17 protein-coding genes are annotated in these 21665 nt (G+C 68.4%); 12 read left to right on the top strand and 5 right to left on the bottom strand.

The genetic code is table 11. The annotated features are described in order from the left end of the window. Both MXD95_RS10470 and MXD95_RS10465 read right to left on the bottom strand, forming a co-directional pair. Entirely contained in the window at positions 1-258 is a 258-nt protein-coding gene (locus tag MXD95_RS10470; RefSeq protein WP_250640376.1) for a flavin reductase family protein, read from the bottom strand. Next, positions 255-1580 carry an NtaA/DmoA family FMN-dependent monooxygenase gene (locus MXD95_RS10465; RefSeq protein ID WP_250640375.1) on the bottom strand — a complete coding sequence of 442 codons (1326 nt, stop codon included), beginning with the start codon at positions 1578-1580 and terminating at the stop codon, positions 255-257. Before MXD95_RS10465 ends, MXD95_RS10470 begins: the two co-directional genes overlap by 4 nt. A 92-nt stretch (positions 1581-1672) precedes the next feature. Between MXD95_RS10465 and MXD95_RS10460 the strand changes: the two genes are divergently transcribed. The 9 genes from MXD95_RS10460 to MXD95_RS10420 all read left to right on the top strand — a co-directional run bounded on the left by MXD95_RS10460 (position 1673) and on the right by MXD95_RS10420 (position 14277). Continuing rightward, entirely contained in the window at positions 1673-2047 is a 375-nt protein-coding gene (locus MXD95_RS10460) for a MerR family transcriptional regulator (RefSeq protein WP_250640374.1), read from the top strand. Between the two features lie 548 nt (positions 2048-2595). Then, positions 2596-2871 carry a hypothetical protein gene (locus tag MXD95_RS10455; RefSeq protein WP_250640373.1) on the top strand — a complete coding sequence of 92 codons (276 nt, stop codon included), beginning with the start codon at positions 2596-2598 and terminating at the stop codon, positions 2869-2871. Further along, positions 2862-3509: a hypothetical protein gene (locus MXD95_RS10450; RefSeq protein ID WP_250640372.1), complete on the top strand. Its 648-nt coding sequence runs from the start codon at positions 2862-2864 to the stop codon at positions 3507-3509. The genes MXD95_RS10455 and MXD95_RS10450 overlap by 10 nt, the downstream gene beginning before the upstream one ends. Positions 3510-4008: 499 nt before the next feature. Continuing rightward, entirely contained in the window at positions 4009-5079 is a 1071-nt protein-coding gene (locus tag MXD95_RS10445; protein ID WP_250640371.1) for a hypothetical protein, read from the top strand. A 703-nt stretch (positions 5080-5782) separates the two neighbouring features. Beyond that, a complete protein-coding gene (locus tag MXD95_RS10440; RefSeq protein ID WP_285223587.1) occupies positions 5783-9136 on the top strand; it encodes a YVTN family beta-propeller repeat protein in 3354 nt (1117 codons plus the stop codon). 1234 nt (positions 9137-10370) lie between these two features. Further along, the gene (locus MXD95_RS10435; RefSeq protein WP_250640369.1) at positions 10371-11384 is read left to right on the top strand and encodes a zinc-binding dehydrogenase; all 1014 of its coding nucleotides are present in this window, start codon (positions 10371-10373) and stop codon (positions 11382-11384) included. A gap of 97 nt (positions 11385-11481) precedes the next feature. Next, positions 11482-12150 (top strand): hypothetical protein, encoded by a 669-nt coding sequence (locus MXD95_RS10430; protein WP_250640381.1) that lies wholly within the window; start codon positions 11482-11484, stop codon positions 12148-12150. A 417-nt stretch (positions 12151-12567) separates the two neighbouring features. Further along, positions 12568-12801, top strand: a complete 234-nt coding sequence (locus MXD95_RS10425; protein WP_250640368.1) for a hypothetical protein — start codon at positions 12568-12570, stop codon at positions 12799-12801. Between the two features lie 99 nt (positions 12802-12900). Beyond that, positions 12901-14277, top strand: coding sequence for a PP2C family protein-serine/threonine phosphatase (locus tag MXD95_RS10420; protein WP_250640367.1), 1377 nt, complete (start codon positions 12901-12903; stop codon positions 14275-14277). Positions 14278-14469: 192 nt separating this feature from the next. Here MXD95_RS10420 and MXD95_RS10415 read toward each other — a convergent pair whose 3' ends face one another. Both MXD95_RS10415 and MXD95_RS10410 read right to left on the bottom strand, forming a co-directional pair. After that, a complete protein-coding gene (locus MXD95_RS10415; protein ID WP_250640366.1) occupies positions 14470-14853 on the bottom strand; it encodes an STAS domain-containing protein in 384 nt (127 codons plus the stop codon). Then, positions 14853-15149 (bottom strand): GlsB/YeaQ/YmgE family stress response membrane protein, encoded by a 297-nt coding sequence (locus MXD95_RS10410; protein ID WP_250640365.1) that lies wholly within the window; start codon positions 15147-15149, stop codon positions 14853-14855. The genes MXD95_RS10415 and MXD95_RS10410 overlap by 1 nt, the downstream gene beginning before the upstream one ends. An 866-nt stretch (positions 15150-16015) precedes the next feature. On the opposite strand from MXD95_RS10410, the gene MXD95_RS10405 reads away from it, so the two are divergent. Both MXD95_RS10405 and MXD95_RS10400 read left to right on the top strand, forming a co-directional pair. Continuing rightward, positions 16016-16816, top strand: coding sequence for a GAF and ANTAR domain-containing protein (locus MXD95_RS10405; protein WP_250640364.1), 801 nt, complete (start codon positions 16016-16018; stop codon positions 16814-16816). A 179-nt stretch (positions 16817-16995) separates the two neighbouring features. Continuing rightward, positions 16996-17679: an ANTAR domain-containing protein gene (locus tag MXD95_RS10400; protein ID WP_250640363.1), complete on the top strand. Its 684-nt coding sequence runs from the start codon at positions 16996-16998 to the stop codon at positions 17677-17679. 87 nt (positions 17680-17766) lie between these two features. Here the strand turns inward: MXD95_RS10400 and MXD95_RS10395 are convergent, their stop codons facing one another. Continuing rightward, complete coding sequence (locus MXD95_RS10395) at positions 17767-19644, bottom strand: glycoside hydrolase family 26 protein (protein WP_250640362.1); 1878 nt, start codon at positions 19642-19644, stop codon at positions 17767-17769. A gap of 771 nt (positions 19645-20415) precedes the next feature. On the opposite strand from MXD95_RS10395, the gene MXD95_RS10390 reads away from it, so the two are divergent. Beyond that, positions 20416-21627, top strand: coding sequence for an HAF repeat-containing protein (locus MXD95_RS10390; protein ID WP_250640361.1), 1212 nt, complete (start codon positions 20416-20418; stop codon positions 21625-21627). The last annotated feature ends 38 nt before the right edge of the window (positions 21628-21665 follow it).

The following is a 21665-nucleotide window of genomic DNA, read 5'->3' as shown; positions in this document are numbered from 1 at the left end:
TCACCCGATGTCACCATCCCGCCGGAACCTGAGCCCGGCGTGTCGGGCCAGAAACACCGCTCGCGACACAGTCCCAAGCCTGGGCCAGGTCGTCGATGTGTGCGCGAACGACAGCGAGACGAGAGGCGGATCCAGCGACACCGAACCCAGCGAGTTCACGGGCATGCCGACGACCTCGCCGTCGATCTCCGCGGCAACCACAGCGAGCCCCGTCGCGAAGCCGGCAAGCGTGTGCCGCATGTCCTGGGGCATGATCATGAAAGCCACGCTCCCAACCCGTACTGTTCGGGCACGCCGAGGTTCTCGCGCAGCGTCGACCCCACATACCCGTCGGGGTACAGCCCCCGCTCACGCAGGATCGGCACGACCTCGTCGACGAAGGCGTCGACACCGTCCTCGTACACATCGGGAGAGAGCCAGAAGCCATCGGCCGCTTCCGCTTCGAACCATTCCTGCATGTGGTCGGCGTGCACCTTCCCGGGGCCGACCGTCACGGGGTGGTAGTCGATGACCCCGTGAGCGAGGACGTCGCGCGGCGACCATCCCTCGCGCGCGACTCGCAAAGCGATCGCGGACCGCGGGTCCATCGGCGATGCGTGCGCGACCGCCAGCTGCTCGGATGAGAGAGGCTTGTCGATGTGCTGCCGCTGGATCTGGACGCCGATCATGGCGCTCAGATGCGGCAGTCGCGCCTCGATGACGTCGCCCGCGATCGCGATGCGGCGGTCAAGCCCATCACGTACCGTGGGAGCGACGGTCGTCATGAGCCCGACGATGAACTTGATCTCGTCGGGGTCGCGCCCCGCCTCCCGCGCAGCGTTCCGGAGCGCGTCGCGCTGCGCACGTGCCTCCTCGATCGTCCACACCTCGGTGATGAACCCGCTCGCGTAACGACCGGCGAGGGCGAGCAAGTGCGGGCTGGGGCCGCCCGATGTGAAGATCACGGGCTGGCCCTGCTCCGACGGCGGCAGCGCGAGCGGGCCGCGCGATGCCACGTGCTCGCCCTGCAGATTGATCGGCTGCAGCTTGGACGGATCGATGAAGCGGCCCGATTCCTGGTCGTTGATCCAGGCATCCTTCTGCCAGCTGCCCCAGAGCGACTGCACGATCTGGATCGACTCGTGGGCGCGCTGGTAGCGCTCGGCGCGGTCGGCGACGGGCTTGCCATAATTCGCAGCGACGGCCGGGTCGCTCGTCGTCACGGCGTTCCAGCCCGCACGTCCGTGGCTCATGATGTCAAGCGTCTTGAACTGGCGAGCGGTGTTGAACGGCTCCTGGAAGGTGGTGGAGCCGGTCAGCACGAACCCGATGTTGCTGGTGGCCTGCGAGATGGCTGCCATCTCCATGAGGGGGTCCATGATGTTGCTGATCGTCGAGTGCTCGACATCTCCGCGCACCGCGGGGAAGTCCGGGGTGAAGAGGAACGCGAAGCCGCCGCGCTCAGCGGCCTGCGCGTAGCGGATGTTTGCCTCGACCTTCGCGTAGTTGCCGGGGTCGACGTGGGTCGCGCGCCACGCACCAGGAAGATTGCCGTACCCGTCGGTGAGCACCATGCCAAGGATGATCTTGCGGTCTGTCATGCCCCCATGGTCTGACTATCACACCCATGTGAAGGTCAAGTCCATCCCGCGTAGCATCGCTGGAGACATTGACATGGATGAGAGGGATCTCGGTGCGGATCGGCGAGCTGGCGAGGAAGACCGATGTGCCCCCGCGCATGCTGCGGTACTACGAGGAGCAGGGGCTCGTCACGCCCCGTCGCCTGGACAACGGATACCGTGAGTACGACGAGTACCTCGTTGATCGCGTGCGCAAGATTCGCGGACTGCTCGATGCCGGCATCCCCACCCGCATCATCGGAGCGATACTTCCCTGTCTCGGGCAGACTTCTGCGATCGTCGTCGACGATCCTGATCCCGAGCTACGAGCCATGCTCGTCGAACAGCACGACAAGATGATCGAACGTATCGCGTTCTTCGAACAGAACCGCGACGCTCTCAGCCGCTACATCGACGCGATGGACCGCGCCGCCGCCACTGGCGATTGAGCCGCCGACCGTGTCGAACGCCTCCGCCACCACGGCCTCTGGCCGCCAGAGCCGCGCGGCACTCGATGCCTCCGGCGACGCCGTCTCCAGCCGAACGCCGCCGAAGATCTCCCCGATCACCTCCGGCGTGGGTCGCATGACGTCCTCACCAGTGCGCCGGGCCGCTTCGGCGGCGAACTCGGGCGGCATCGTGCCGGCGGGCAGGTGGTCGGCGCCGGGAACCTCCCGTGATGTCGGAGCCGGTGGACGGACACGAAGACGCCCGGAAGGTCGACCCCGCGTGATGTGCGCATGACGGTTGGCCGAGCCCGGACAGGCCAACGGCCGGCCCCCCGCAGAGTCGGCCGCCGGCCGTTGGCACCGGTACCGCGCCGCTCGGCTACCGCGTCTGCGTCGCCAGACATCGGCTCGATTGGTCAGGCCGAGCGTCGTTGCGGTGTCGGTTCGATGGCGGGGTGCGACGGCGCCGGGGTCACGATGGCGCGGCCAGCCGCGGCGAAGCCGATTGCGGTCAGGCCCCAGGCGATCGCCGGGCGTTGGAGGGCACGATGACCGCGAAGACCAGGTGCAGGGGCGCAGAGATGATCAGTATCCATGTGGCTGGGACGGGTATCACGCGCGCCCGGAGGAGCGCGACACCGATGAGGATCAGGCCGACGACGTGCCCGACGACGAACCCTGCTGTTCCCACGATCGCGGTCGGGCTGCTGGTGAGTTCCTCGATTGTCTTCGCGGTCGACGCGGGGTCGGCCCCGGACGTGGCGCCGGCGAGCGCGGTGAAGTCGACGACGCTGATGACGGCGATGATGGCTGTGTGCCGCTGATCAGCCTCGCGGTCCGGGATTCCCGCCCGACAGGGAGAAGCGGTGGCAGTGCTGGTCACCGTCACGATCCTGGTCCCCTGGGGGTCTTCCTCGCCGGGCCGGTACTCCTCCTGCTGGCGATCCCGCTCATCGGCATCGCGGTCACGGTGGCGATCCTGCGCTACCAGCTCCTCGATATCCGCCTGGTCCTGTCCCGCGCCGTCGCCTATCTGCTCCTGACCGCCGCGGTGGTCGCCACCTACGCCGCGCTCGTGGCGCTGTTCAACTCCTCGGTGCGCCGCCCGCTCGGGCTTGGCACGTCGGTGCTCGCCACGCTGCTCGTCGCGATCGGGTTCGACCCGGTCCGGGTCCGCCTCCAGCGGCTGGTCGACCGCGCGGTGTACGGCGACCGGTCCGACCCGGTGCGCGCCGTGTCGCGGGTGAGCGCCCGGCTCGTGGACGCCGACGCCGGACTGGCCGGGACCATGGAGGCCCTGCGCGCCGCGCTTCGTCTACCGTTCGCCGCGCTGCGCGGCACCGCCGGTGAGATCGCCGCGTCGGGAACCGCGCCGCGGACGCTGAGCACGATCCCGCTGACCTACCGCGGCGACCTATCGGAGATCTCCTCGTCGGTCTGCGCGCCGGCGAACGGAATCTGAACCCCGCCGACCGGGCGGTCCTGGAACTGCTCGCCGCCCCCCTGTCGGCTCGAACTACATCCATGACCGGACGGGATACGGACCGAACCGACAGCCCGGCAGATACGACTCGATCAACTAACACACAATATCACCACTATTCTCCAAACGAATGGTCGCCATGATCGCGACGCAACGACCGCATTAATCACAACCAGATACACGTCCTGGTCCCGCCGCACCCGTAGCGATCTCCCCTGGGTAGCTGCTCAACCAGTCGCGCCGGCGCCCGAGGCGGTCCGACAGCAAGATCGAGCACGGTTCCGATTCTTGACTCCTCTTGACGCGGAGCGGCGCAAGGACTAGAAGTTCGACGTGGATGCGGCTCGATTACCGTCGATGTGGCCGTATCTGCGGACCTTGTGCAGCGTCGCACAACCTGCGCTTCCCCCTCGGCCATTGTCCTTCCAGTGTGAATGGGCGTATCCGTCCGCACCACATCCCTGACGCGAAGGTTGACGTGAGAGCACATCTGTCCGTGCGTACGCGCACAGCGGGAACAGTCCTGGTCCTGGGTGCCGCGCTGGCCGTGGCCTTCCCTGCCGCGGCGTACGCCAACACCGTGGCCGTCACGGTGAAGGCACCTGGGGCTACGAGCGGTCCCTCGACCGCGAACTCCGAGATCTCGACCCACGCGGACTGCAGTAGCGGCCTGATCTCCGGTGGTGGAATCAACCAGGCCACCGGCACCGGCAACGGCAACCATGTGATGGGTACCTCGCCCAGCTCGGACGGTACCTCCGAGTACACCGGTTCCACCGGGGTCGTCGGCACCGACGTGACCCACTGGCTCGGGATCGGTGGGAGCGGCGGCCAGGCCGACAGCTCCTTCTCCACCACCCCCTTCGCGGTGTGCTTCACCAGCAATCTGATCAATCACACCCAGGTGGTCATGAACAAGGTCAACGCACCCACCACGGGGACGACGGTGGGTCGGGCCACCGCCACCTGCCCGGCGAGCACGATCCTGCTCGGCGGCGGTGCGCGTGCCACTCCGGCCAGTGTCGGTGACTTCAAGCCGATCGCCAGCTTTCCGACCTTCAACAACTCCGCGCATGACTTCGGTCTGAAGGCCGCGGCCGATGGCGAGACCAATCCCGACTCCTGGACCGCCGTCGGGTGGGCCAACGGCACCAACAGCACCAATGAGACCTATGTCTACGCGATCTGCAGCGGAAGTAACATCAACATCAGTGGTGTCACGGTGAAGGTGCACTACAGCGAGGCGAGCGGTCCGACGACGGGGAGCACGGGCCAGAAGGCGACGGTCAACTGCCCCAGCGGGGACGGCAAGTTGATCAGCGGGGGCGCTGCCATCAGCGGGGGCAGCGTGACCACGACCGACTTCACCGGACCAGGCTCAGGCGGTGACCACCTCAACGGAAGCTTCCCCAGCGACTCGAGCGGTAATCCGGTGAGTAACGGGACCACCACGGCGGCGTACTGGACAGCCTTCACCCACACCGGAGGCATGAGCTCACCGAGCACCTACTCCGACGTCTGGGCGCTATGCGCCAACGACGGCGTCTGAGGACACCCGAACCTCGTGGTCCGCGGGCGGGCCCGGCATCGAAGCACGGCCCGCCCGATATTTTGTCGCATGACGGCACCCGCGGTTTCAGAACCGTGGAACGGATCGTCCGCCGGCTGGTGTCCTACCGTCGCCCGACCCTGGACGGTTACCGAGGACACCGTCAGCTCCTCAGTTGTGCCTGATTAAGCGACCGACGACCTGGAATGGCACCGCACGGGACAGCTGGTGCCATTCCGGGCCGGCGACTTCCCGGCGAGGAATGCGGCGCACCGATCAGTCCGCACCGTGTGCATACCCGGCTGGACGGAGCCAGATACAGGCACTCACCCACCTTGTGAGCGCACCTTGTGGGGGCGTCGGCGGCGCGGCCGGCGCGACGATGGGACTCCTTGCCAGACTCGGCCGGCGTACTACACCTGTATCGATTGTCGCGCCGATCGGACAGGATCTCACCAGCCTGGCCGGCAAAGGAAAAAATGCGAACCGGCGTGACCGATCGGCGCATCCCACGGTTTCGTCACGTTCATCGATGGATCTGGCAATAAACAATTCGGGGCCCCTGGAGTGTGATTTTCGGGGGGCATAGCTAAGAGGGTGCTTGAACTTGGCAGGTTTTTTTGGATCGCGAACACGCTGTCGGCGGAGGCGCAACGTCCTACGGCGTCGTCATGTCGTCGCGTGGTCTGGTTCGGTGCTGGGCATGGTGCTGAGTCTGGGGCTGACCGGCTGCGGGCCTTCTTCGCCGTCGCCGTGTGGGAAATCGGGCGTCCTCAGCGGGACGACGTGCACCTACAGCACGGTCGGGTCGGACACCTTCACGATTCCCACGGGTGCACGGTGGGTTCAGATCACGACGGTCGGCGGCCAGGGCGGCCGCTATTTTGTTGCCGGTGACGCTGCTCACGGCGGCTCGCCGGTGGGAGATATCACCGGCCGCGCCGGTGGGGGTGGCGGCCAGGCGTCCGGCACGATAACGGGTCTGCCGTCAGGCCGGGTACTGCAGGTCGATGTCGCCGGTAAGGGCACCGACGGCACTGCCGCCAGCCGCTCGGGCGGAAAGAACAACGGGCCGTCCGGCGGGCAGGGTGCCGCGGGCGGGTTCGGCGGCTCCAACGGTGGTGTGGCCGGCGGTAAGGGGGACGCTGGTGGCTCCGATGGCGGGACCGCGAGTAACAACGGCGGCAACGGTTCCGGCGGCGGCGGTTCCTCGGATGTACGGGTCGCTACCACTGGCTGCGCGACATTGACGTGCGGTCTGTCGGATCGAGTGCTGGTCGGCGCGGGCGGCGGCGGCGGTGGCGGCACGGGAGGCCAGGGCTACGCGCTGCCCGGCGCGGGCGGCGCTGGTGGCGGTGCTGCCGGCGCTGCTGGTGGTGCCATCGTCGACGGGGGCCATCCGGGGGCTCCTGGGGGCGGTGGCAGCCAGACCGCGGGTGGGGCCGGGGGGCTCAACCCCGGACGGCACGCGACGCCGCCTCCCCCCGATCCCAACGATCCGCGTTTCGGCGGTGACGGCGCTGACGGCGTCGCCGGCACGGGCGGCGTCGGGGGCGTGGGAAACCAGGCCTGCCTGGGTGAGCACAACCCGCCCTGCCGGAACCCTGATGACACGGAATCGGGCGGTGGCGCTGGTGGCGGCGGCGGTGGCGGGTACTTCGGTGGCGGTGGAGGCTCGGGCGGTGGTGGCACCAGCATCGGTGGCGGCGGCGCGGGTGCCGGTGGCGGTGGCGGCAGCTCCTTCACGTCCGCCGCGGTGACCTCTGCCGTTCTGACCACTGGTGTCAACACCGGGACCGTCAACAACGGGAACGGCCGGGTCACCATCTCCTGGGGTACCTCTGCCTCGCCCAGCCCCACACCGTCGACCAGTCCCTCCGCGTCGCCTACGGCCCCGACATCGACTCCGACGTCGACTCCGACCTCGGGGCCGACGCAGGGCCCTGGCACGAAGCCGGCCGCGGCCACTGCTTACGTGATTAACAACACTGGTAATACGGTGACGCCGATCGACGTCACCACCAATACCGCTGGCACCCCGATCAAGGTCGGAGCGAGCCCCAGAGGGCTTACCGTCACGCCTGACGGCAAGACGGTCTATGTGACGAACCGGGCCGACAACACGGTGACGCCGATCGACGTGGCCACCAACACTCCCGGTACGCCGATCCCGGTCGGGCAGTTCCCGTTCGGAGTCGCGGTGACTCCCAATGGCAGGACCGCCTACGTCGTGGACAACGCCAGCGATGACGTGACGCCGATCGACGTGGCCACGGGCACTCCCGGCGCTCGCATCGCGGTGGGTAACGATGCGCACGGTATCGTGATCACACCCGATGGTCGGACCGCCTATGTCGCCAATGCCGCGAGCAACACGGTGACGCCGATCGACGTGGCCACCAACACCGCCGGCACGCCGATTCCCGCCGGGAACAACCCGCAGTGGGTTGCGATCACGCCCGACGGCAAGACCGTGTACGTCACCGACAACGCCAACGCTGGCAGCTCCACGGTGACGCCGATCGACGTGGCCACCAACACCGCAGGAAAAGCCATTCCGGTGAGCGACCGCCCCGTCGGCATCGCGATCACGCCCGACGGCAGGACCCTGTACGTCACCAATGAGCGGGACAACGTGGTGACGCCGATCGACGTGGCCACCAACGCCCCTGGCGCTACTATTTCGACGGGGGGTGTCGAGCCGTTCGCCATTGCGGTCACACCGGACGGCGTAGCCGCCTACGCCGTCAACCGCGACAGCAATTCGGTGACGCCGATCGACGTGGCCACCAACACCGCAGGAAACCCCATTTCCGTCGGTGAACGACCGGTAGGAATTGCGATCGCCCCAGCGCCGGCCATACCAGCCGGGCCGGTGTGTGGGAAGACCGGTGCGCAGACCGGCACGACGACCATGACCTGCACCTACGACACGGTCGGATCGGACACCTTCACCGTGCCCACGGGTGTGAACTCGGTCGAGATCACGGTGACCGGCGCCCAGGGTGGGCACTACTTCATCGCTGGTGACGCGGCACACCCGTCCCCCGCGGGGGACATCACCGGGCGTCCCGGGGGCAGCGGTGGCCAGGCAACTGGGACGCTGACGGGTCTGACAGGCGGCCAGGTCCTACAGGTGGACGTGGCGGGTAAAGGCGCCGATGGAACGGCGGCGTCACGCTCGGGCGGGATGAGCAACGGCCCGTCCGGCGGATCGGGAGCACTCGGTGGGTTCGGTGGGTCCAACACCGGCGTGTCAGGCGGGCCCGGTGACGCCTCCGGTGCGAACGGCGGAACCGCGTTCAACGGTGGCAACGGCTCCGGCGGCGGCGGCTCCTCCGACGTCCGCGTCGCCGCGGGCGGGTGTGCCACGCTCGCCTGTGGCCTCTCCACCCGCATGCTGGTCGCCGCCGGCGGCGGCGGCGCCGGCGGCATCGGCGGTCAGGGCAACGCGCTCGGCGGGGCCGGGGGCGACGCCAGCACCGACGCCGGGGCGACCGTGGATGGTGGTAACGCCGGAGTTCCGGGCAAGGCTGGCACCCAGACCGCTGGAGGCAGCGGAGGGCTGAACGCGTGCCGTCATGGCGCAGGAAACCCCGCGCCAAGTGACCCGCTGACCGATCCGCGCTGCGGCGGCGACGGTACTGACGGCATCTCCGGGGCCGGCGGGACCGGCGGAGCCGGAAACAAACCCTGCGACGGCACGTACACTCCCGCCTGCTCGAACCCGACCGCCACCACATCCGGTGGCGGCGCGGGCGGCGGCGCGGGCGGCGGCTACTTCGGTGGTGGCGGCGGCGCCGGGGGCGGCGGCACCTTCGGCGGCTACGGAGGCGCCGGCGCTGGGGGCGCCGGAGGGAGCTCGTTCGCCGCATCGAGCATCGTGAACCCCGCTCTGACAACCGGAGCCAACTCCGGCACCGTCAACGGCGGCAACGGAGAGGTCACGATCACATGGACCACTCCTGGGACCTCAGCGCTCGAGCCGACCCCGAGCCCGGCCCCGGCCCCGGCTCCCGTACCGTCCCCCACCCCCGCCCTGGCCCCGAAGCCCTGACCAGACAGAAGACAGACCCTCAGAAGTAACGCGCTCCAACAACGCAAGAGCACGACCCCGCGCTCGGCCGGCGGCTGACACAGCCACCGGCCGAGCCGGCGTTCCGGCAGTGCCGTGCCTGGCGCGGCTGCCCGCGCTCGTCACGGCCGGGCACTGGTCGGTGAGCGTCGTCAGCAGCGGCGACCCGCTCCCCGCGAGCGCGGGCATTCTGCCCGCGGCGGTAGCGATCGCCCTGCTGGCCGGCGCACGGCCGGTTGCCGCTCGCCGAGAACGAGGCCGGCGCGGAAGCCGACGTCCGAAATACCCCCGGCAGCCCAACCGTACGCGCCAGCCACTCCGTCCTTGCCACACCGTCGTCACGATTGGACACCGAGAAAGAGGTTTAGCGCCCCGCAACCGACTTCGGGCGAGCACCGACCGCGGGATTTTGCCACACTTTTCGCGCCAGTCGACAACCAGGTACTTCCGGGCTATGCTGATCTAGCTAGGACATAGCCAGCTCGGGATCGGAAACGCCGCATAGCTGCCGCGAAACCGTGAGTGCAACTCCCGCTCGAGCGCCGCCAGTGATCGTCCACAGGACGTCGTCTGTGACATTGTCCGAAATCCCCTCCCACCGTTTTGCCGCTGTTCCCGTCGGCTTCTCCTCGTCGCCGCCCTGGGACCCGTCGAAGGGCTCGCTGCTGGTTGGCCAGGTGCGCCCATATCACTGGCGAACCGACGGGGTCGGGTGCGTGTAGGTGGAGTACCGGCGCGACTTTCTCGAGGTTCTCCGGGGCAGGTGGACGATACCGAACGGTCCCCCGAGCTTGCCCGTCTCGGGGCGAGAAATGCCGCTGCTCGCCCCAGGACGATTTATGGCAAGGCTGCCAAGTCCGGCGTCGCGGTGGGATCTTCACCTCGCACCGCGGCGGGGTCACGACCATCCAGATCCACACGCCGGGCGGCGTGCCTGCCGCCACATTTCGCGCCGTCGTCGACCATGGAATGCGGGCAGGGGAACCGCGCACCCGGCCTGATCCGGGGCCCATCCGGTCGCCCTCGCCAGGCTGCCGGACAGCGGGAGTGCCGCGCTGGTTCCGCGACACGACCATCTGGGGATGACGCGGCGAGTGCCCGCCGACGCACTAGAAACCGACCCCTCGTGGACGGCACGCCGGGCGGCTGGGTTCATCAACAAGGTATTTCCGACTGGAGCGTCATGAAGGCACTCGTCTTTCACGGACCGCACGCCATGGCATGGGAAGACGTCGTCCGTCCCTCCCTGGGCGCCGATACCGACGCCATCGTGCGGGTCGACACGACCACGATCTGCGGAACGGACCTGCACATCCTGCGCGGCGACCTGCCGGCCATGGTCGACGGGCGGATCATCGGCCACGAAGCGGTCGGCACCGTCGTCGAGACCGGCGCCGCGGTCAAGAACCTGCGGCCGGGCGCCCGTATCCTGGTCTCCTGCGTCAGCGCCTGCGGCGCGTGCCGCTACTGCCGGGAGGGCCGGTACGGGCAGTGCACCGGCGGTGGCGGGTGGATCCTCGGGAACACGATCGACGGCACGCAGGCCGACTACGTGCGTGTCCCGTTCGCCGACAACTCCACCTACCCGATACCGAACGGCGTCAGCGACGAAGAGATGCTGATGCTCGCCGACATCCTTCCCACCGCCTACGAGGTGGGCGTCCTGAACGGACGGGTCCAGCCCGGCGAAGTCGTCGCGGTCGTCGGCGCCGGACCGATCGGCCTGTCCGCGATCAGCGGCGCGCGGCTGTTCAGCCCGAGCCTCGTCATCGCGATCGACAAGACACCCGCCCGGCTGGATGCGGCCAAGCGGTTCGGCGCCGACATCGTCATCGACAACGCCGAGCAGGACCCGATCGCGACCGTCCGAGAACTGACCGACGGGCTCGGCGCGGACCTCGCCATCGAGGCCGTCGGCGTACCGGCGACCTTCGAACTCGCCGTCGACCTCGTCCGATCAGGCGGGCGGGTCGCCAACATCGGCGTCCACGGCAAGCCGGCGACACTGCACCTGGAACGGATCTGGGACCGGGACCTGACGATCACCACCGGGCTGGTCGACACCTACTCGACGCCGATCCTGATCCGTCTGCTCGCCCGCCGCCACCTCGACGCCCGCCGGTTCGTCACCCACCACTTCGGGTTCGACGAGTTCCTAACGGCCTACGACGTGTTCTCCCGCGCGGGCGAGACCGGCGCGCTCAAGGTCGTCCTCACCCGAAACAGCTGACACGTCCAGCCCGCGCGGACCGTCGCGCGCGTCCCAACCTTCCGCGGGCGTTCGCCCCGCGGACCCGAACCATGAGAAACAAAGGAACGTGAACGCGATGGTCGACATCGCCCATAACCACGCCCCGGTCGAGTCCAACGACCGGCCCGTCGCCACCATGACGCGTCCAGCCGTCGAGGGCGCCCCAGCCGGAGCAACCGCGGCGTCCCCGGTCCCCGCGAGCCCGCTACCAGCGCCCGGACAGCCACCGACCGCCACGACCGCCCGTAGTGGACACCCGGCCCCGGCCGTCCACTACCTGCTGGCAGGCATCCGGCTCGCGTTGGGCTGGGTGTTCCTGTGGGCGTTCCTGGACAAGGCATTCGGTCTAGGCCACGACACGACCTCAGCGAAGGCCTGGATCCACGGCGGTAGCCCCACCAAGGGATTCCTCGGCTCCGCCACCAAAGGCCCATTCACCGGCTTCTACCACTCGCTGGCCGGCACGACCTTCGCCGACGTGTTCTTCATGATCGCCCTCGCCGCGATCGGCACAGCCCTGATCCTCGGCATCGGCATGTGGCTCGCCGCGACCGGCGGAGCGGTCCTGACCGTCATGATGTGGAGCGCCGTCCTCCCGCCGGCCAGCAACCCGTTCCTCGACGAACACCTCATCTACGCCGCCGTCCTGATCCTCCTCGCCTGCCTCGGCGCCGGCCGCACCCTCGGACTCGGCCGCGTCTGGGCAACCACCCCACTGGTACGTCGCATGCTCTGGCTCGCCTGACCGATCCGGACACCGTCCCGGGAACCTGCCCAAAACCCAGGGCAGGCGGACCCCGAAAGGCTGCTCTCTGGGTGACGCCGGCGGCGAGGTGCGCGTACCTCGCCGCCGGCGTTCGGGTCCGCCGGCGTTCGGGTCCGCCGGCCTTTGGCCGCGGTCTGATGCCGTCGCCGCAGAGCACACGAAGACCGCGATATGCCATTGACATTACGATCAGGTCAAGAATTCACGCCGCTGTCCAGCATTCCGGCGACTGGTGACTCCGTCCGGCGCCGGACAGTCAGACAGGGGTGGCGTACGATAACGCCGCTGGGAAACAGCCAGCCCGGGCGGGGGCTGCCACGCGTCAGCGTCGCGGTCTCACGAGCTTCAGGCACAGCGCCGGGCACCTCGGTGATCTCTCTCCTCGAGAGGCACCTCATGTCCGCTCACAACGATTCCACCTCGACACCGTCGACGCCCACCCCGGTACTTGGCAGCCAATACGGCACTTCCGACGGCCATTCCGCGTTCGCCAGGGAGACCAGCCCCGGTTGCTGGCAGGTCAAGGTGCACCATCCCAGCAATCCGGCGGCGGGCCACGACGGCTGGGTGCTGCTCGGCTCCGCCTGGCCAACCCTGGCCGCGGCAGCCGCCGCCACCGGCCTGACCTGAGCCCGCGCCCCGATGTCCCACGATCGCGACGACACGGGCAATGACCCGCAGGGCGGGCAACCGGGTCGGATCGCGCGCGGCACCGGGAAGCGGCGGCCCATGCGAGCGCGACCACGCGTAGCGGCCGACGTCGACCAGCAGCTCGCGCACCAGTTGATGGCCGTGCCGACGCAGTTGCCCAGGGAACCGCCGGCGGTGGCCCCCGACGGGGATCGCCCGTTCGGCCGACTCACGGCGCTGGCGAGGATCGCGCTGTCCGCGCCGGTGGCGTTCGTCGCGCCAGCAGACGAGTCCGGTCCGTGGTCGCCGAACCTCACACGCCGGCTCGCGGGAGGGTCGACCGTCGGGTCCGATGCCCTGGTTCAGGTTGCCCACAAGGTCCTGACCGGCGGAGCGCCGCTGACCGTCGATGACGTACAGGCCGATCCGAGCACCCGCGGCGACATGCGGATCGCCGTCACGGGCGTCGCCGCGTGGACGTGCGCCCATGTCGACGACCCGGCTGGTGAGACGCGCGCTCTGTTCTGCGTCGTGGACACCGCCGCGCGCCGGTGGACCGTGCAGGACCGGGAGGTCGTCGCGGGTCTCGCGGCCGTCGCCGCGGGTGAACTGGGATGGCGCGATGACCTCGCCCGCGCGGGCCGGGCGACCGAACGACTGGGAGCACTCCTCGCCCAGGTGCCGGCGCCGCAGCTAGGTCTACTGCCCCCGCGGACGTCCGACATCCCGGGAATGCAGGTCGCCGCGCGCAGCCTCCCCGCGGCCGACGGTCGGGGGGCACTCGGCGACTTCTACGACATGTTCCCGGTGCGGTTATCCGCCGGCACGGACGCCAGGCCCCACGCGGACCGGGTCCGGGTGCGGCGTGCACCCACAGTCGAGCGTTGGGATGCCGTGATCGGGGACGTCAGCGGCCACGGACCACAGGCCGCGACAGTCGCGGCACTGGCCCGCCACACGATCCGCGCCGTCGCGACGGCCCAGAAGACCCCGTCGCAGGTGCTCGACCGCCTCAACACCGCGCTGCTGACCCGAGACCCTGGCAACGAGCGCTTCCTCACCGCCACCTACCTCATGCTGTTCCCCCGCCCAGGCGCAGTCCGCGTACTCCTCACGTCGGCGGGACACATGCCTACGCTGCTACGCAGCTCCGCCGGCCGGGTACGCGCCCTCGGACACCACGGCCTACCCCTCGGCCTCTTCGACAACGCCGGCCTGACGAACATCCGGGTAACCCTGCGGCCGAGAGAAACGATGCTTCTCTACACCGACGGCGTCACCGAAGCCCGACAAGGCCGCGAACAATACGGCGAACAACGCCTCCGCGCCCTCCTCACCGCGACCGGACAGCTCAGCGCGCACGACCTCGTCGACGCCATCGAGGAAGACGTGCTCACCTTCACCGGCGGATCCCACACTGACGACATCGCCATCCTCGCCCTACGCGCCACCGACGCAGCCGAGCAGATCCCGTAGGAATGCCCTGCACCACCGTCGACGCGGTCCGACGTCTCAGCGTTTCCGCGCCTCGCTGTCGCCTTACGGAACACTCGATGATGTGGCCGCCCACCGCGCCGTTCACTGCGATCGATGCTTTACCATTCGGGAACCCTTGCCAGAGATGATGACTGCCGTCACCTGCCCGGCGGGCCAACGCCTGGACCAGGCTCATGGCGTCGGGGTGGGGTGCACATCGAGCCGGTCGATCAGGTGGGTCAGGGCGAAGCGCCGGTAGACCCGGGGGCGGGCGCCGACGATCGTGATGGGGATGCCGGCGCGGGCCGCGCGGTTCGCGACGCCGAGCAGGACTGCCAGGCCCCAGCCGCCCAGAGCCGACACGCCGGCGAGGTCGACGATCAGCAGCGAGCGTGGCCGGTCGAGGCCGGTCGTCAGCGCCGCACGGAACGCTTTTCGGGTGGCGCGGTCGATCTCACCGTGTGCCCGCACGATCGTCCTGTCGCCTGGGGCGTAGATGTCGGTGTGGAAGCGGGAGGTGAACCTGGCCGGATGCCGCGCCCCTGTTGCGGAGACGGGGTGGAGAGTCTTCGTCATCAGTGGTGCGACGTGGTGTGTCGACGTCCCCGCAGCGAGTGGCCGGTCGCGCTGGTGATCAGGCGCACGGCCAGCAGGACGATGACGGCCCCGACGATCGCGGTGATCCACGTCGACACGTTGAAGAACGTGTCGAGGGAATGGACATGGAAAATCATCTTGGCGAGCCAGCCGCCGAGTAGGGCGCCGGCGATCCCCGCGATACCCGCGACCACCCAGCCGGTCCGTTCCCCGGTAACCTTTTCGGCGATCAGGCCGGCGATGAGTCCCAGCACGATCCAGGCGATGATGCTCATGGTGTTCCCTGCTGTTGGGTAATGGCGGGCTGGTGGTAGGCGGGATGGACGTCGAGCGTCACGACCAGGTCGGCGGCGAGGAACTCCTGGAAGACCGCAGGCTGGGCACCGCGGACAGAGCGGTGGCGAGCATGGGGACGACGAGGAAACCCAGGCGGAAACAGCAACGCACAGGTGACCGGAGAATGTGGACAATGTCACAGATGACGCCCTGAGGACGATCACTGGCGGTGCTCGAGCGTGAGTCGCACACTCGCGGTCCCGCGGCAGTTACGCGGCGTTCCCGATCCCGAGCCGGCTATGTCCTAGCGCCATTAGCATAGCCCGAAGCGCACCCGAATATCGACAAGGAGACAACGGCGACTACATTGCCGCGCAACGTGCATGATCGAGGATCAGGCGTAGCGAGTGCGCCTCTCGTCCTGATCCGGGGGTGTTCGGCCGGCTCGTCCCCGACTGCGAGGCGATGCCCCGGGTACAAGAGGGCGAACTGGTCGTACTGCCGCCGTAGGATCACGCCGCCGGATCGGGCGCCCAGGTTCATGGGGTCAGACCGTCCCCGTGCTGGCCCTAGCCGCGCGGAAGAGGAATTTGTGATCATGCGTGCGTAGGGGTGCCGTGGTATAGTTGATATCGGCTGGATTCTGCGAATGTCGGCGCCCGTGTCGGTGTCGCTGCCGGCCGTGGCCATCTGGCGGCTCTTATCGCTGGGGTTAGGCGGCCGTCATGATGACGGGCCCAACGTCCACGCTTTTCGACCAGGTCGGCGTCGCGTGCGTCACCGACACGATGGCCCACCCGCCCCCCCGTCCGGCCCCGGCGAGCATGCGTCCCGGGTCTGGGGCGGGCATGCGGGTGACGCGGCCGTGACGGAGTTCGACGATGAGGTCGCCATTCTGGCGCCGGCGCTGAGTTTCGAGCAGGCGCGGGCCGATGACCTCGACCTGCGGGCGGGTCTGGCCGGTCTCGCGGGTCTGGTGTCCGGTTCCCTTGACCTTCAGGAGCTGCTGACCCGGGTGGCGAGCTTCGCTACCCGGGCGATCCCCGGTGCCGATGGTGCCGGGGTGACGTTGTTGCGCGCCAACCAGGATGGCACCCGGATCGAGGCGCTGGCGGCGAGCGCGCCGTTTGTCCGGGACATCGACGAGATCCAGTATGTCGTCCTGAACGAAGGCCCCTGTATCACCGCTACCCTCGACCGGCGGACGGTCCGTTCGGGATCCCTGGGCGGTGACCGGCAATGGCCGCGCTTCGGCCCGCGGGTCGGCCGCCTTGGTGTGCACAGCGCGCTGTCGCTGCCGTTGCTGCTACCGGACCAGGTGGTAGGGGCGATCAACGTCTACGCCCACGGCAAGGACGTCTTCGACGAGCACGCCGCCGAGCTCGGCGAGCTGTTCGCGGCGCCGGCCGCGGTCGCGGTCCACAACGCCCAGGTGCTGGCCCAGGCGCTGGACCTCACGATCCAGCTGCAGACCGCTCTGTCGAGCAGGCCGGTCATCGACCAGGCTATCGGGCTGCTGCGCGGGCGTACCGGTGGAAGCGCGGTAGAGGCGTTCGCGCGGCTGCGTGTGATCAGCCAGCGTGAGAACGTCAAACTCGCCGTCGTCGCGCAGCGCATTGTCGATGAGGCGGTCCGTCGCGCCCGAGCCCGCAGCCACGAGACGTAACCCGACCGTCGGTCCGCCGCGGTTGGGCGGCCGGCTCAACCGAGTACCGTGAAAGACGGCACCCTTGGATCCGGGGCCCTGACTCGTGTCCAGTGCCCCACCCAGCACCGCGACCTGCGGTACTCGGCTTTGTGGCCGAAAACGGGCGTTCGGGGACGCCGTTTCGGAGAAACCCCGCTGTGGACATTTCCACTGCTTGGGCCGCGGATCTCGCCGCTCTCACGGAATCGCTGGACGAGCCCGGCACGGATATCTCACAAACCCTGCGGCAACTCGCCGCCGACACCAAGATCGCCGTCCACTCCTATCTCGGACTCTCGGCCATACTCTCCGTCGGCGGACGGCGCCTGGAATTCACCGCGCTTGAGGAGGACGCCGAGCCCGAAGACATCCGCGCCTCGCTACGGATATCATTTCCGCCGGCCCTGTCCGGATCCGAAGATCCAGCGGCCACCGCATCCCTGATCCTCTTCGCCGCGATGCCCGGAGCGTTTCTCGACCTCGCGACCGATCTGAGCTGGCTCACCGGGAGCCTCGACGGCCTCGACACCGCCGCCTTCGTGCTCGACGAAGACCTCACGGTGCCACACGATCCTGCCCCACCCAGCGGGCTGAAAGCCCGCTCGACCATCGACCAGGCCATCGGCGTACTGATCAGCCAAGGCAACACCCCCGAACAGGCACATCACCACCTCGACCTGCTCGCCGCCTACACCCGCGTCGACCAACCCACCGCGGCCGAGGCGATCCTCGCCGAACCGGACCAGCCGAGCACTGCAGGCCTGCGCGCCGACGATCGGCGCCCGGCACACACACGGCCCCAGCCGGGGGCCGACACCCACCAGCCACCACAAGACCCATAGCATCGGATCGACAGGATCGACCCGGGGTGCGCCATGGGCACATGTGCGGCGCACCCCGGGGGCGGAGTTCCTGGCCCGGACCTGGTACTACCCCACTATTGAGGCCGGGTTTCGCCAGAGGCTGGTGTAGCGACTGTCGGAATTCGAGTTGCGAAATATGCACGCGGTCGAGAGCGGACGGAAGAGGTTCGAGCCGACGTTCCCGGGATCGCAGTTGTTGAAGTAGGCCTCGTAGAGAAGTCCCTGGCCGGCTCGGGCGGACAACCATTCGTACATGAACTGGATGTAGGTGGCGTTGTCGCCACCGCCGTTCACCCCGGATCCAGGCGCGACTCCCCATTCACCGACACCGAAGTTCTTGCCATGGGTACGGGCGAAGTTGTACAGCCAGGTGAGGCCGCCGACAGCGTTCGCCTGGGCGTTGAAGGCCGCCAGGGTCGGGGACGAAGGATAGTGGTCGTAGGAGTCGATGCCGATGCTGTCCACGTAGGCATCGCCGGGATAGAGATCCAGCGGGTTATGGCTCGGGGGAAGCTGGGAGTAGTGCGCGTTGATGGTCCAGTCAAGGATCGGGTCCGGGTTGGCGGTAGCTCTGATCGCGGTCGCGATGTGCCGCCAGCAGCCCACGTAGGAATTGGCGTCGTAGGCGGCCCATTGGAACCAGTTACCGTTGGCCTGCCAGGCAATCCGGATTATCGAGTTCTGCCGCCCGGTGCTGTTCAGGGTGTTACCGAAGGTTCGCCAGTACGAGTCGTATGCGCCCGTTGCGCAGGCCGCCAACGAGGACCCCGTGTTCTCTGGGAACGCAGGTACGGAGATGAGCAGGCGGCCGGGCCAGCCGGCGAAGTTCTGCTCCGCGAAGGAGGGGTCCACGATGGCACCCCAGCTGTTCCGGGCCACATAGACGTGGGCGAGGTCGCAGAGGCTTCCCCGGCTGGCACAGAAGGAATTCACCGCGGCGGGGGTGTTCAGGGGGTCGCCGTTCACCCCCGACAGCCAGGGCAGGCCGGACCGGTTGGCCCCCACCGGCGGCGGGGGCAGTGGATTCACTGGCGGCGCCGTCGCGGCGACGCCGGCCCGGTCAAAGGCCGTGACGGTGCTGTCGGAGGCCGGGTTTCTCTGGCCGGTGTTGAGGATCTGCAGCGTGTGTGTGCCGTAGATGAGTGCGCGGGAGGTGAAGAGCGTGGCCACGCTCGAGGTGGGTGCGTAGGTGTCCACGAGAGTGGCCAGGCCGAAGTCGACGGAGATCGACATCTGGCCGCCATGCGGCTCCCTGATCCCGTAGATGGTGATCTGGGTTCCGGTGAAGCGGATCGTCGCGGTGCTGCCCGCCACCGTCGAGTACCGGAAGGTGTTGTTGGGGGTCGGGGGCACGCAGCCGCCGCAGGTCACCCAGCTACCCGTGTAGGAGACCTGGTCGTTCCCGACGCCGGTGACGTTGTCCTCGATCGTGTTGGTAATCGTGTCTACTGGCGGCAGATCAGGGTCGACGAAGGTCTCCGCCCGATCGAAGCTGACGATGGTGGAGTCCGAGAGATTGTTGCGCTGACCGATATTGACCAGCGTCGCCGTGTGGGAGCCATTGAGGAGCACCGGCGAGGTGTAGATCAGCCTATCCGCTGAGATCGCCGCATAGGTGTCGACGGTGGTGGAGGGCGCGCCGTCGACGCTGATGGTCGCCAGACCACCGTGTGGGTTCATGATTGCGTAGATGCGGAGCTGCGTCCCGGTGAACCGGAGCGTCGCGCTGGCGAGGTTGGTCGACGAGTATCGGAAGCTGTTGTTGGGCGTGGGTGGGGCACATCCCCTGCACTGCGGCCAGAGGCCGGAGTAGCTGACCTGGTTCATGCCTGTGCCGACGCTGGTGTCCTCAATCGTGCCGGTGAGCACCGGGGCGGCCTGGACCGGCAGCGCTACACCCAGCAGCGACACGGCCATTGCCATGATGACCAGAACCGGCCGCACGGCGCAGACGCGAAGCGATGATCTCCCGCCGGCCGGAGATGGGCACCCGCCGCGGGCGAGGGGCACTCCGCGGAGGCGAGGAGGGCCCACAGCCCGCCGGATGTCGCCAGCAGGTCCGCGGTACCGCGAGCCTCCTGGATGTGCCCTGCCTTCAACATGCACCGTCCTGTTCCTTCCCTCCGTCGCCAGGGCGCCGCCCGGGTAGCGCGGGCGAAGACCATTACACTTAGTGTAATTATAGTAACGGAGAGTGAAATTCGTGCAGGTAGGGTGGCCTCGACCGGGCGAGTCGAGGTCATTCGGCCGGATTCGCTGTCCACTTTCCGGGCCACGGGGATAACGGGGGGTAGGAACCAGAGCCCCGGGAAGATTGCTTTAAGTAGCGATCAGAAATACTAAGTAGCCACCCGGCGGGACGTCTCTCAGGGCAGGACCATCTCGTAGTCGACGGGCCAAGTTGATCATTCTCGGCATCTACCGATGCGTGGCGCCAAAACCCTTCGATCCACCGCCCGCAACCCCGAACGCGTCCTCCAGATCATCAACCTGACCAGCGAAAAGGACTTTGACGGCACCCTGGTGAGAGAGGCTCTCCCCGAGCCTTCGGTGTCGTGTCGTTGCGGGTTGCAAGGTCGCCTCGATGGCATAGTGCCGACCGGGCGGCCAGATCGGTACCGCGGCGGGGCTCGTTGAGCACGGCGGTCTTTCATCCACCAACGGCAGACGGCCGGGCAGTAGTTGCGAGGTGAACGGGGAATGGAAGATCGACGTGTGCTTGTGCAGATGGGTCTGTTGTCGGCATTGACGCCGGCCCTGCCGGTCGGCCGAGGCCGCGGCGTCCACCCGGCGAGTTCGGGACCAGGTGACGCCGGCGCACACCGTCCGGACGCGGCATTCGCCGCAGTCCCCGCGCGGCAGTCCGACGACGCGGCCGCCCGCCGGCCGCTCGCCGGCACGGGTATTGCCGACCCCACTGGCCTGGGCCCTGGCCTGGTGACCTGCGGGACCGCCGACGGTCTGGTGGCCGGATTCTGGCAGCGCTCGCCCTACGAGGTCACCGGCTTCGTCTGGCGGGCCGGTGCGCTGCGGGTGCTGCCGTGGAGCAGCCGGCCAAACGCGATCAACGGATCGGGGATACTCGTCGGCGACATCATCAGCCGCTACTCCCGACAGGCATTCCGCTGGGCCTGGGGCACCTATCAGGCACTTGGCTATCTGGGTGGGACCGACCAACTGGGCGGACGATGGAGCCAGGCCACGGACATCAACATGCACGGTCGGATCGTCGGCACCACCAGCATCGGCAACGGTGACCGGCACGCCTACATTCTGGCTGGCAGCGGCATGGTCGACCTGGGCACGCTCGGGGGTCCGACGAGCGAGGCAGTGGCCATCAACGACCTCGGGCAGATCTGCGGAAACAGCGTCAACGCGGCGGGTCAGACCCGCGCTTTCACCTGGTCGAACGGGCACCTCTACAACATCGGCACCCTCGATGGTGGCACCTGGAGCCGGGCAGCCGGACTGAACAACCAGGGTCAGGTGGTGGGGACGAGCGAGATAGCCGGCGGCCTGAGCCGAGCATTCCGGTGGGACTGTGGACGGCTGTGTTCCCTGGATCCGCTCCCCGGCGATCAGTACAGCGAGGCGGTCGGCATCAGCGAGAACGGGGAGATTCTCGTGCGCAGCATCGGCACGCAGATCAACGCCTTCGTCTGGTGTCGCGGACACAGCACCAGGATTGCGAGCCTGGGGGGGCGGGTCGATCCAGCGGGCATCGATGCCATGGGATACGTCGCCGCGACGGCGGTCAACGCGGCCGGCAATGACCATGCGATCCGCTGGCATCAGGGGGTCACCACTGATCTCGGTACTCTTGGCGGCCTGTACAGCTCTGCCTCGTGCGTCACCCCGGCGCATACCGTGGGCGGGAGTTCGGCGACCGCCAGCGGTGTGCCCCGGGCCGCGTTCTGGACTCTGTGACGTCTCCCGGCGACCGCTTGCGCCGCCGCTACGGGCAC

Source organism: Frankia sp. AiPa1, from assembly GCF_023243075.1.
Taxonomy (GTDB): Bacteria; Actinomycetota; Actinomycetes; order Frankiales; family Frankiaceae; genus Frankia.
This window is presented reverse-complemented; position numbering and strand designations above follow the sequence as displayed.